Genomic DNA, 13,744 nt, shown 5'->3' with positions numbered 1-13,744 from the left:
GTTCGTGTTTCCGGGTCAGGGTTCGCAGTGGGTGGGGATGGCGGAGGAGCTTGTGGTGGCTGCTCCGGTGTTCGCTGAGTCGATGGCTGAGTGTGAGACGGCTTTGTCGTCCTTTGTGGACTGGAAGTTGTCTGATGTGTTGTCGGATGCGGCTGCGTTGGAGCGGGTTGATGTGGTGCAGCCGGTGTTGTTTGCGGTGATGGTGTCGTTGGCGCGGTTGTGGCGGGCGTGTGGTGTGGAGCCTGCTGCGGTGGTGGGTCATTCGCAGGGTGAGATCGCGGCTGCGTGTGTGGCGGGTGCGTTGTCGTTGGATGATGCTGCGCGGGTTGTGTGTTTGCGGAGTAAGGCGATTTTGGCGTTGTCGGGACTCGGTGGCATGGTGTCGGTGGCCGCTTCGGAGGATCGTGTTCGGGAGTTGCTGCCTGAGGGTGTGTCGGTGGCGGCGGTGAACGGTCCTGCGGCGGTGGTGGTGTCCGGCGACGTTGCAGGCTTGGACGCGCTGATCAAGCGGTGTGAGTTGCTGGATGTGCGGGCGAAGCGGATCCCGGTGGACTATGCGTCGCATTCGGCTCATGTGGATGCGATCGAGCAGGACGTGGTGTCTGCGTTGGCGAGTATTTCGCCGCAGTCGCCGGTGATCCCGTTCTATTCGACGGTGACCGATGAGCCTCTGGAATTGGATGCGGCGTACTGGTTCCGGAACCTACGGGGGAAGGTGCAGTTCGCGGCGACGGTGGATCGGTTGCTGGAGGATGGTTTCCGGTTCTTCGTGGAGACGAGCCCGCATCCGGTGTTGGTTCCCGGTATCAGTGAAGATGCTGTCGCTCTGGGGAGTTTGCGTCGGGGTGAGGGTGGCGCGGAGCGGTTCGTCGCGTCGCTCGCGGAAGCCCACACGCAGGGCCTGAGCCCCTCGTGGTCCACCGTGCTGCCGCCGGCCGAACGGGTCGACCTGCCAACCTATGCCTTCCAGCACAAGCGGTTCTGGCTCGAAGCGGGCGCCGCGAGCGGGGACGCGTCGGCGTTCGGGCAGACGGTGGTCGACCACCCGCTGCTCGGCGCCGCCCTGCCGCTCGCGGACGGCGACGGCCTCGTCCTCACCGGCCGGATCTCGCCGGAAACCCAACCCTGGCTCGCCGATCACGCGGTCCTGGACACCGTGCTCCTGCCAGGTACAGGGTTCGTCGAACTCGCCTTTCGCGCGGGTCGCGAGGTGGGCTGCGACAGTATCGACGAACTGACTCTGGAAGCGCCGCTCGTCCTCGACGGGCCCGTGGCACTGCAGGTCTTGCTCGGGGAGCTCGACGAGCGTGGCCGCCGTGCCGTGTCCGTGCACTCACGGCCGGAGGACTCCACCGAACCGTGGATCCGCAACGCACAGGGAACGCTGTCCGCTGGCGCGCCCTCGACGGTGTCGCTCGCCGAGTGGCCGCCTCCCGGCGCCTCCGAGGTGCCGGTGTCCGATCTCTACGACCGTTTCGCCGAACTCGGCCTCGCCTACGGCCCGGTGTTCCAGGGGCTGCGCGCGGCGTGGCGTCAGGGTGACGATGTGTTCGCCGAGGTCGACCTGCCCGCGGGCGAGGAGGCGGACCGCTTCGGCGTGCACCCGGCCCTGCTCGACGCGGCCCTGCACACCCTCGGCCTCGGCGCCCGGGACGAAACCGTGCGTCTGCCGTTCACGTGGTCCGGCGTGACCCTCCACGCCACGGGCGCGTCGAAACTCCGGGTTCGGCTGACCCCGGCCCCCGACGGTGGCTCGCTCACCGTGGCCGACGAGACCGGCACCCCGGTGCTGACCGTCGGGGAACTGGGCCTGCGCCCGATCTCCCCGGCCCAGCTCGGACGCCACCGGGATTCGCTGTTCCGGCTCGACTGGGTCCCCGCTCCGGTGGGGTCGCCGTCGCCGGAAGAGCCGGTGGTGTGGCGCTGCCCCGAAGGCGAACTGCGGCCGGTCCTGGAGGAGGTCCTGAAGCGGATCCAAGCGGGTTCGACGGCCACGACCGTCGTGCTCACGTCGGGCGCGGTGGCGAGCGCGTCGCCGGATCCGGTGACGGCCGCGGTCTGGGGTCTGGTGCGGTCGGCCCAGGCCGAGCATCCGGGCCGGTTCGTGCTGATCGACGCGCGGACCGACGACGAGGTCCGGACCGCGCTGGCGACCGGGGAAGCGCAGGTCGCCGTCCACGACGGCAAACCGCTGGTACCGCGGCTCGCGCGGGTCGCGGCCGCCGACGCGGGTGAACCGGACTGGACGCCCGACGACGTCGTGCTGATCACCGGTGGCACCGGACGGCTCGGGCAGGCGCTGGCCCGGCATCTCGCCGTCCGGCACGGTGTTCGCGGACTGGTGCTGACCGGGCGGACGGGCACCGGCGCGGAAGACCTGATCGCGGACCTGGCGGAGCGGGGCACCCAGGTCACCGTCGCGGCTTGCGACGTCGCGGACCCGTCGGCGGTGCGCGTGCTGCTGGCCGCGCATCCGGTGACCGCGGTGGTGCACGCCGCCGCTGTGCTCGACGACGGGCTCGTCGACGGCCTGACCCCCGATCGGCTCGGCACCGTGCTGGCTCCGAAGGCCGATGGCGCCCGCGTGCTGCACGAACTCGCCGGGCCGGTCCGCAAGTTCGTCGTGTTCTCCTCGGCGGCCGGCGTGTTCGGCAACCCGGGGCAAGCGGGCTACGCCGCGGCGAACGCCTACGCCGACGCCCTCATGCTCCGGCGTCGCGCCGAGGGGCTGCCGGGTGTGTCCCTCGCCTGGGGTTTCTGGGCGGAACGCAGCAAGCTGACCGGCGAACTCGACGACACCGACGTCCGCCGGATGGCCCGCGCGGGTGTCACCGCGCTGTCCACGGAGGAAGGTCTGGCGCTGTTCGACGCCGCCGTGGCCGGCGCGGACGGGCTGCTCGTCCCCGCCAAAATCGACCTGACCGCTTTCCGGGGCCGCCCGGCCACCGAGATCCCGGCGCTGCTGCGCGGCCTGGTGCGCGTTCCCGTACGCCGGTCGGGGGAGACGTCGGGCACGGCCGAGGCGCTGAAACGGGACCTCGCCGGGAAACCGGAGGCCGAACGCGTCCGGCTGCTGCTGGAGGTGGTGCGGGTCCGGGTGGCGGCCGTGCTCGGGCACGAATCGGCCGACGCGATCGCCGAAGACCGCGGGTTCCTCGAACTGGGCTTCGACTCGCTGACCGCCGTGGAACTGCGCAACCGGCTCGCCGAGGCGACCGGCCTGCGGTTGCCGCCCACGCTCGTCTTCGACCGGCCCAACGCCGGAGCGCTCGCGGCCCACCTGGCGGCCGAACTGGCCACCGAGTCCGCCGGACCGGGCCTCGACGCCGAACTCGACCGGTTCGCCGCCGCGCTGACCGCGGCCGATCCCGGAGAGGCCGAACGGGCCCGGCTCAGCGCCCGGCTGCGGGCCCTTCTGGGCACGCTTCAAGGCGGGGAAGACCCGGCCGAGGAAATCGACGGAAAACTCGAATCGGCGGACGATGAGGAAATGTTCGCTTTCATCGACAATGTGCTTAAACCTTCTTGAGTGGTAAGAATGGTTTCGGCATGGGGCTCCCGGGTGTTGCGAAAGCCACTTTCGCAACCTTCAACGTTGCGAAAGCCACTTTCGCAACACACCCGAGGCGGTGGGGCTCACCAAGCCGCGTCGGCGGGGTAGCGAAGGCCTCCTTACCTACCTTCAGGGTAGGCAAGGAGGCCCTCGCCACCATCTGGGGCGACCGGCTCGCCTCGGGCATGTCGCGAAAGCCACTTTCGGGACGTCACATGTCTCGAAAGTGGCTTTCGCGACACCCGCCCGGCGTCCGCCTCACCCCCTGAAATAGCCCTGTTCGTCGCCTATTCCCTAAGGGGACGTAGGGGCGGCTAGGGGTTGTCCGCCTCTTCGCAGCTCACCTAGCTTTTCCTCGAGTGGCATTTCGTTTTTCCCGGCGCGAAGAGGTTGGCTACTGATGCTGAACGAGGAGAAGCTGCGCGACTACCTCAAGCGGGTGTCGGCCGACCTGCATCGGACCCGGGCCCGGCTGCGGGAGGCCGAGGCGCGGGAGCACGAGCCGATCGCGATCATCGGGATGGCCTGCCGGTACCCGGGCGGCGTCCGCGGCCCGGAGCAGCTCTGGGACCTCGTGGTCGCGGGCACCGACGCGGTGGGCGGCTTCCCCACCGACCGGGGCTGGGACGTCGAGGCCCTCTACGATCCCGACCCCGCGCGGCACGGCAAGACCTACACGCGTGAGGGCGGTTTCCTCTACGACGCCCACGAGTTCGACGCCGCGTTCTTCGGTATCAGCCCGCGCGAGGCGCTCACCGTCGACCCGCAGCAGCGTCTGCTGCTGGAGACCGCCTGGGAGGTCTTCGAACGCGCCGGGATCGACCCGCTTTCCGTGCGCGGCAGCCGGACCGGCGTGTTCGCCGGGGTGATGTACAACGACTACGGCTCCAGGCTCGACCCCCGAGCCGAGGAACTGCGCGAGTTCGAGGGCTACCTCGGCAACGGCAGCGCCGGGAGCGTCGCCTCCGGACGCGTCGCCTACACCTTCGGTCTCGAAGGCCCCGCCGTCACCATCGACACCGCGTGCTCGTCTTCGCTGGTCGCGCTGCACCTCGCCGCCGAGTCGCTCCGGCGCGGGGAATCCACGCTCGCGCTGGCGGGCGGGGTGACCGTGATGGCCTCGCCCGAGACCTTCGTGGAGTTCAGCCGTCAGCGTGGGATGGCGCCCGACGGCCGCTGCAAACCCTTCGCCGACGCGGCCGACGGCACCGGCTGGGCCGAGGGCGCCGGGATCCTGCTGCTCGAACGGCTTTCCGACGCCCGTCGCCACGGGCATCCGGTCCTCGCCGTGGTGCGCGGCACCGCGGTCAACCAGGACGGCGCGAGCAGCGGGCTCACCGCGCCGAACGGCCCGTCGCAGCAGCGGGTGATCCGGCAGGCGCTCGACAGCGCCGGCCTCGCGCCGCACCAGGTCGACGTCGTCGAGGCACACGGCACGGGGACGACGCTGGGCGACCCGATCGAGGCGCAGGCCCTGCTCGCCGCCTACGGACAGGAGCGCGTCCGTCCACTGTGGCTGGGGTCGCTGAAGTCGAACGTCGGGCACACCCAGGCGGCCGCCGGGGTCGGCGGCGTGATCAAGATGGTCCAGGCGATCCGGCACGGGATCGCCCCGATGACCCTGCACGTCGACACCCCGTCGTCCAAAGTGGACTGGGAAGCGGGTGCGGTCGAACTGCTCACCGAAGCCCGCCCTTGGCCGGAGACCGGGGAGCCGCGCCGCGCCGGGATCTCGTCGTTCGGGGTCAGCGGCACCAACGCGCACGTCATCGTCGAACAGGCGCCGGAGGCCGAATCCGCCGAGCGTGACGGCGAATCTCCGCTCGGCGACGGGGTGACAACGCTGCTCCTGTCCGCCCGGAGCGCCGAGGCTCTGCGCGCGCAGTCCGCCCGGCTGCGTGAGCACCTTCGCCAGACGGAATCCTTGACCGACATCGCTTTCTCGCTCGCGACCTCCCGTGCCGCGCTGGAGCACCGCGCTGTCGTCGTGGCCGATGCGGAAGCGTCGCTCGACGCCTTGGCTGCCGGGGCGCCTGCGGCGGGGCTGGTCGAAGGTATCGCTTTGCCGCCGGGCAAGGTCGCGTTCGTCTTTCCCGGGCAGGGCTCGCAGTGGGCCGGGATGGCGCTGGAGCTCAAAGACTCCTCACCGGTGTTCCAGGCCGCACTGCTCGACTGCGAGCGCGCTCTTACGTCCTTTGTGGACTGGAAGCTCACCGACGTGCTCGGCGACGCGACGGCGCTGGAGCGTGTCGACGTCGTGCAGCCCGCCCTCTTCGCGGTCAACGTGTCGCTGGCGGCGCTGTGGCGGGCGTGCGGGGTCGAACCCGACGCCGTGACCGGGCACAGCCAGGGCGAGATCGCGGCCGCGTACGTGTCCGGCGCCCTGTCGCTGGCCGACGCCGCCAAGGTCGTCGCCTTGCGGGCCAAGGCCATTCTCGCGCTGTCCGGTGCCGGGGGAATGGTGGCGGTCGCCCTCGGCCGCGACGACGTGCTCCCTCGGCTGGCGGAATGGGGTGACCGGGTCGCCGTGGCCGCGGTCAACGGACCCGCGTCGGTCGTGGTCTCCGGCGACCCCGAGGCACTCGACGGACTCGTCGCCGCCTGCGAGGCGGACGGTGTGCGTGCCCGCCGGATCCCGGTGGACTACGCCTCGCATTCACCGCAGGTGGACGTCCTGCGCGAGGAACTGCTCGGCCTGCTCGCCGGCGTCGAACACCGCGCGTCCACCGTGCCGTTCTACTCGACGGTGACCGGGGAACCCCTCGACACGGCCGGGCTGACCCCCGAGTACTGGTTCCGGAACCTGCGGGCCACCGTCCGGTTCGACCGGTCCGTCCAGCGGTTGCTCGACGACGGTCACCGGTTCTTCGTCGAAGCCAGCGCGCATCCGGTGCTGACCGGCAGCGTCACCGAAACCATCGAGGAACGGGGCGCCCACGCGGTCGCGCTCGGTTCGCTTCGCCGTGACGAGGGCGGCCTCCGCCGGTTCCTGACGTCGCTGGCCGAGGCGCACGTACGCGGCCTCCGGCCGGATTGGGCCGCGTTGTGGCCCAGCGCCACCAGGGTCGACCTGCCCACCTACGCCTTCCAGCGGGTGCCGTACTGGCTCGACGCCGCCGTCGCCCGGCAGGGCGGGACGGAGGCCGAACTGCGCTTCTGGGCGGCCGTCGACCAGGCCGACACCGGCGCGCTCGACGCCGCCGTCCCCGCCGGGGAGGGAGCCTGGGACGCGGTGCTTCCCGCGCTTTCGGCCTGGCGCCGCTCCGGTCTGGAAAAGTCCACAGTGGACGGCTGGCGGTACCGGATCGACTGGGTCCCCGCGACCGGGACATCCGCAGCCGCCCTCGACGGGACGTGGCTGCTGGTCGTCCCGCCCGGCCCGGTGCCGCCCGTCGCGGAGGCGCTCACCCGGCTCGGCGCCCGTGTCCTGCTCGCCGGCCCGGATGACGAACTGCCGAACGAGCCGGTCGACGGCGTGCTTTCCCTGCTGGCCCTCGACGAACGGCCGCATGCGGACCATCCGGTGGTACCCGCCGGTCTCGTCGCGACCACGGACCTCGCCCGAAAGCTCGACGGACTCGGCGCTCCACTGTGGATTGTCACTTCCGGCGCGGTCGCCGTCGGCCGGTCGGAGAGCCCGAACGCGCAGGCCCCGGTGTGGGGCCTCGGCCGGGCGATCGGCCTCGAACATCCCGAACGCTGGGGCGGCCTCGTCGACCTTCCGGAGGAACTCGACGAACGCGCCGCGGCCCGGCTCGCCGGGGTGCTCGCCAGTGGCCACGAAGACCAGGTCGCCGTCCGGTCGTCCGGGGTCTACCTGCGGCGGCTCGTGCGGGCGCCGCTCGGGGACGCCGTCGCGCCGGAATGGCGACCCCGTGGGACCGTCCTGGTCACCGGTGGCACCGGGGCGGTGGCCGCCCACGTCGCGCGATGGCTCGCCGGGAACGGAGCCGAACACCTGGTGCTCACCAGCAGGCGCGGGGCGGCGGCCGAGGGTGCGGCGGAATTGCGCGAGGAACTCGCCGGACTCGGAGCGCGGGTGACGTTCGCCGCCTGCGACGTCGCTGATCGCGAGGCACTGGCCGCGGTGCTGGCCGAGTATCCGCCGAACGCCGTCGTGCACACGGCGGGGGTCGGGACCACCGCGTCGCTCGCCGAGACCGGCCCGGCGGAACTCGCCGACGCGCTCGCCGCCAAGGCGGGCGGTGCCGCTCACCTCGACGAACTCCTCGAAGGCACCGAACTGGACGCCTTCGTACTCTTCTCCTCCAACGCGGGGGTCTGGGGTGGCGCCGGACAGGGTGCCTACGGTGCCGCGAACGCCGCCTTGGACGCGCTCGCCGAACGCCGTCGTGCCCGGGGCCTGCCCGCCACCTCGGTGGCGTGGGGTCTGTGGGGCGGCGGCAGCGGGCTGGCCGGCCAGGACGACGTCGACCGCTTGCGCCGTCTCGGATTGGCCGCGATGGACCCGGCGCTCGCCGTCTCCGCGCTTGTCCAGGCCGTTTCGCACGACGAGACCTTCGTCGCGGTCGCCGACGTCGACTGGGCGCGGTTCGCTCCCGGATTCGCCCTCGCCCGGCCTCGGCCGCTGCTGGACGCGCTGCCCGAAGTCCGCGAGGCGCTGTCCTCCGACACCGCCGGACCGGGCGGTTCCGAATTCGCCGCCGGACTGCTGGCCGCCCCCGAGGCCGACCGGGCCCGTATCGTGCTCGATCTGGTCCGCGCGCAGGCCGCCGCCGTCCTCGGCCACGGTGGCGCCGCCGCCGTCGAGCCGGACCGGGCCTTCCGCGACCTCGGTTTCGATTCCCTGACCGCGGTCGAGGTCCGCGACCGGCTGGCCGCCGCCACCGGGCTGCGGCTGCCCGCGACCCTGGTCTTCGACCATCCTTCGGCCTCGGCGCTGGCCGGGCATCTCGTCGCCGAACTGACCGGCGACGTCACCGGGACCCAGGCCGCCCCCGCCGTGGTGGTGACCGACGACGAGCCGATCGCGATCGTCGCGATGAGCTGCCGGTTCCCCGGCGGGATCACGGATCCGGAGAAGTTCTGGGAGTTCGTCGCGGACGGCGGGGACGCGATGGCCGCGTTCCCCGGCGACCGCGGCTGGGACCTCGACGCGCTCTACGACCCGGACCCCGCGCACCTCGGCACCACGTACGCCCGCGAAGGCGGCTTCCTCGACGACGCGGGCGGTTTCGACGCGGCGTTCTTCGGGATCTCGCCGCGTGAGGCGCTGGCGATGGATCCGCAGCAGCGGTTGCTGCTGGAGACGTCGTGGGAGGCGTTCGAACGGGCCGGGATCGACCCGGCGACCCTGCGGGGGAGCGCGACCGGCGTTTTCGTCGGCGCTTCCTTCCAGAACTACGGCTTGGACGCCACCGACGCGCCCGAAGGCACCGAGGGCTACTTCCTCACCGGGACCGCCACCGCCGTCGTCTCCGGCCGCCTCTCGTACACCTTCGGGCTGGAAGGCCCGGCGGTGACGATCGACACGGCGTGTTCGTCTTCGCTGGTGGCACTGCATCTCGCGGCGCAGGCGCTGCGGCGCGGCGAATGTTCGCTGGCGCTGGCCGGCGGGGTGACCGTGATGGCCAACCCGGCCGCATTCGTGGAGTTCAGCCGTCAGCGCGGGCTCGCGCCGGACGGGCGCTGCAAGGCGTTCGCCGACGCCGCCGACGGCACCGCGTGGTCCGAGGGTGCCGGAATCCTTCTGGTGGAACGGCTTTCCGACGCGCGCCGCCTCGGCCACCCCGTACTGGCGCTGGTGCGCGGTTCGGCGGTGAACCAGGACGGCGCGTCCAACGGGCTGAGCGCGCCGAACGGGCCGTCTCAGCAACGGGTGATCCGGCAGGCACTGGCGAACGCCGGTTTCGCACCGTCCGATGTGGACGCCGTAGAGGCACACGGCACCGGAACCAGCCTGGGCGACCCGATCGAGGCGCAGGCCCTGCTCGCCGCGTACGGCGGGGAGCGCGAGCACCCGCTGTGGCTCGGTTCGGTCAAGTCGAACCTGGGGCACACGCAGTCGGCGTCGGGTGTGGCGGGTGTGATCAAGATGGTGCAGGCGATCCGCCACGGTGTCCTGCCGCGGACCCTGCACGTCGACGCGCCCACCACGGAGGTGGACTGGACGGCGGGTGACGTCCGGCTGCTCACCGAACCGGTGGACTGGCCGGACACTGGACGTCCGCGCCGGGCGGGCGTCTCCTCCTTCGGGGTCAGCGGGACCAACGTGCACACGCTGATCGAAGAGGTCCCCGAGAGCGCGGCACCGCCCGCCGCCGGGGACACGTGGGTGCCGTGGGTGCTCTCGGCCAAGACCGAGGAAGCGTTGCGGGCGCAGGCTTCCCGCCTGCACGCGCGCCTGGAAGAGCACCCCGGGGACGACTCCGACATCGCGTACACGCTGGCGACCGCCCGTGCAGGGCTGGAGGTCCGGGCCGCCGTGACCGGGCCGGACCGGCTGCGCGAACTGGCGCTCCTCGCCGAGGGGACGCCGAGCGCGGCGGTGCTGCGCGGCGCGCTCACCGCCGGGGCGCCGGGGTTCCTGTTCACCGGTCAGGGCAGCCAGAAACCCGGGATGGGCGCCGAACTCGCGGCCCGCTTCCCGGTGTTCGCCGCCGCGTTCGACGAGGTGTGCGCCCATCTGGACCCGCGCCTCGGGCTATCGCTGCGCGAAGTCCTCGGAACCGAACGAGTGCACGAAACGGCGTTCGCGCAGTGTGCCCTGTTCGCCGTCGAGGTCGCGCTGTTCCGGCTGTTGGAGAGCTGGGGTGTCCGGCCGGCGATGCTGCTCGGGCATTCGGTCGGCGAGATCGCGGCCGCGCATGTCGCCGGGGTCCTGTCGCTCGCGGACGCGGCCACGATGGTCGAGGCGCGCGGCAGGCTCATGGGTGCCCTGCCGTCTCGCGGCGTGATGATCGCCTTGCAGGCCAACGAAGACGAGGTGACCTCGCTGCTCACCGAGCGCGTGTCGATCGCCGCCGTCAACGGCCCGGAAGCGGTGGTGCTGTCCGGGGACGAGGACGCCGTCACCGCCGTGGTGGACCGGTTCGCGGACCGCAAGAGCAAGCGGCTCGTGGTCAGCCACGCGTTCCACTCGCCGCTGATGGAACCGATGCTCGCGGACTTCCGCCGGGTCGTGTCCGGGCTCTCCTTCAGCGAGCCGCGGATCCCGGTCGTGTCCACGGTGACCGGCCGTCCCGATCCCGAAATCGCCTCGCCCGGGTACTGGGTGCGGCACGTCCGCGAGGCGGTGCGGTTCCACGACGCGATCCGGTTCGCCGAAGCCGAGGGTGTGCGCGCCTTCGTCGAACTCGGACCGGAGGGCGTCCTTTCCGCCATGGCGAAGGACTTCCTCGAAGACACCGTGCTGATCCCGACCCTGCGCGGGGAACGCCCCGAGGTCGCCGCGCTGGCGACCACGCTCGGCCGCCTGCACGTCCACGGCGTCGGGATCGACTGGGCGGGCGTGTTCGACGGCGTTCCGGCGAACCGGGTCACGCTGCCCACGTATCCCTTCGAGCACCAGCACTTCTGGCTGGCGAGCACCGGCGCGACGGCGGGCGACGCGGCCGCGTTCGGACTCGGCGAGGCCGGGCACGCGCTGCTCGGCGCCGCCGTGCCGGTGCCCGGCGGGAGCGGGATCTCGTTCACCGGAAGGCTTTCGCTGCGGACCCAGCCGTGGCTCGCGGAGCACGTCGTACTTGGTACGGCTCTGCTGCCCGGCACCGCGTTCGTCGATCTCGCGTTGCACGCCGGTGACCGTGCCGGCTGCGGAACCGTCGCCGAGCTGACCCTGGAGGCCCCGCTGGCGTTGCCGGAAAGCGGCGACGTCCGGCTGCACGTCACCGTCGGCGAGCCCGGCGAGGACGGCGAGCGCACGATCGAGATCCATTCCCGCCCCGGAGCCGCGGCCGACGACGAACCGTGGACGCGGCACGCCACCGGTCTCCTGGCCACCGGAACCCCTGTCGAGAACGGGAATCCGGACAGCTGGCCGCCGGAGGGCACCGAGATCCCGGTCGGGGATTTCTACGACCGGCTCGACGGCACCGGTTTCGAGTACGGGCCGTTGTTCCAGGGCCTGCGCGCGGCGTGGAAGGCCGGGGACGACGTCTACGCGGAGGTTTCGTTGCCCGAAGACCGGTTCCGTGACGCCGAAGGCTTCGGCGTCCACCCCGCGCTGCTGGACGCCGCGCTGCACGCGTCGAAGCTCCGGCTGGAGGGCGAGAGCGAGGGACCGTTCCTGCCGTTCACGTGGAAGGGTGTCTCGCTGGCCGCGACCGGTGCGCGGACGTTGCGGGTCCGGCTGTCCTCGTCCGCTCCGGACACGATCTCACTGCTCCTCACCGACGGCGAAGGCGCTCCGGTGGCCACGGTCGATTCCCTGGTCTTCCGTCGGATTTCGCCGGAGCAGCTGGGAAACCGGCAGGGGAGCAGCTCACTGTTCCACGTCGAGTGGACCGAGGTGCCTGCCGAGGAAGTGTCCGCAGAGGACGTCAGGGTCGGCACCGGAGAGTCCTATGTGGACGTCGCTGCCTTGCTTGCCGCCAAGACGCCGGAAGTCGCGCTGCTGGTCTGCCCGTCCGGGGAGACCGCCGAGGCGGTGCACGACGCGACCGCGTGGGCGTTGCGCCAGGTGCGGGACTGGCTCGCCGACGAGCGGCTGGACACGCACCGGCTCGTCCTGGTGACCGACGGCACCGACCTGGCGCAGGCCGCGGTACGGGGACTGTTCCGCTCTGCCTCGTCCGAGCACCCCGGCCGGTTCGGCATCGCCGAGACCACCGGGGATCCGGTCCGGGTGTCGGCCGACGATCCCGAACTGCGGCTGGAGAACGGCGCCGCGTACGCGCCGAGGCTGGTCCGCAAGACCGCCGCGGCGGCACCGGTCGCGCTCGATCCAGGCAAGACGGTGCTGGTCACCGGTGGTACGGGAGCGCTCGGCGCGTTGGTGGCCCGGCATCTGGTGGCCGCACGCGGCGTGACCCGGCTGCTGCTGGTCTCCCGGCGCGGGCTGGAAGCCGAGGGTGCCAAGGACCTGGTGGCCGACCTGACGGCCGCGGGTGCCGACGTCACCGTCGAAGCCTGCGACGTCGCCGACCGCGCGGCGCTGGAAGCGGCCCTCGCCGGGCACGAGCTGACCGCCGTCGTGCACACGGCCGGCGTGCTCGACGACGGTCTGGTCGACGCGTTGACCCCGGAGCGGCTGGCGAAGGTGCTGCGGCCGAAGGTCGACGCGGCGCTGAACCTGCACGAACTCGCGGGTGACGTCGACGAGTTCGTGCTGTTCTCCTCGGCGTCGGCCACGTTCGGCAATCCCGGCCAGGCGAACTACGCGGCGGCCAATGCGTTCCTCGACACGCTCGCCCGCCACCGTCACGCCCAAGGACGTCCGGCCACGTCGCTCGCCTGGGGACTGTGGGCGACCGACGGCGGCATGACGGGCGAACTGAGCGACACCGACCTGGCCAGGATGGGCCGCACCGGTATCGCCGCGCTGACCCCGGAAGCCGGGCTCGCCCTGTTCGACGCGGCCTCCGGCGCCGGACCGGTGGTGCTGCCGATGGCGCTGACGCCGTCCTCGCTCCGCGATGTGGAACCCGCGATGTTGCCTCCGTTGCTGCGGGGACTGGTGCGGGCTCCGTCCCGGCGCGCCGCGTCCACCCCCGCCGGTCCGTCGTTGCAGGACAGGCTTTCGGGCCTGACCGGCGCCGAACGCGACGACGCGGTGCTGGAGGTGGTGCGCGAGCAGGTCGCGGCCGCGCTCGGTCACGCGGGCGCCGGGGCGATCGATCCGGGCAAGGGCTTCGTCGAACTCGGGATGGATTCGCTCAGTGCGGTCGAACTGCGCAACCAGCTGTGCGCGCTGAGCGGGCTGAAACTCTCGACGACGGTGGTGTTCGACCACCCCAACCCGGCCGCGCTGGCCGGGCACCTCGCGGCCGAACTGCCCGCCGAAGGGGTGGCCACCACCGCGTCGGTGCACGCCGGGCTCGACCGGCTCGAAGCGCTGCTGGCCACCGCCGCCCCGGCGAACGGGGACCGCGCCGGGGTCACCGCGCGCCTGCGCACGCTGCTGGCGGCGTGGACCGGCGAGCCCGCCGCCGAGGCCGACGACTCGCTGGAGTCGGCCACCGCGGACGAACTGTTCGACCTGCTCGATCACGAACTCGGCGCGTCCTGAAC

General features: G+C 72.1%; 2 protein-coding genes. Both read left to right on the top strand.

Features of this window, described 5'->3' with window-relative positions; all coding sequences use genetic code 11:
* Positions 1 to 4 precede the first annotated feature (4 nt).
* A complete protein-coding gene (locus DMC64_RS22285) occupies positions 5 to 3,529 on the top strand; it encodes a type I polyketide synthase (RefSeq protein WP_255432683.1) in 3,525 nt (1,174 codons plus the stop codon).
* 421 nt (positions 3,530 to 3,950) lie between these two features.
* A complete protein-coding gene (locus tag DMC64_RS22280; protein ID WP_370324519.1) occupies positions 3,951 to 13,742 on the top strand; it encodes a type I polyketide synthase in 9,792 nt (3,263 codons plus the stop codon).
* The last annotated feature ends 2 nt before the right edge of the window (positions 13,743 to 13,744 follow it).

Origin of the sequence: Amycolatopsis sp. WAC 04197, from assembly GCF_003947475.1 — a bacterium.
GTDB classification, from domain to species: domain Bacteria; phylum Actinomycetota; class Actinomycetes; order Mycobacteriales; family Pseudonocardiaceae; genus Amycolatopsis; species Amycolatopsis japonica.
Note: the sequence above shows the minus strand (reverse complement) of the source record. Positions and strands in the feature narration are given on the sequence as shown.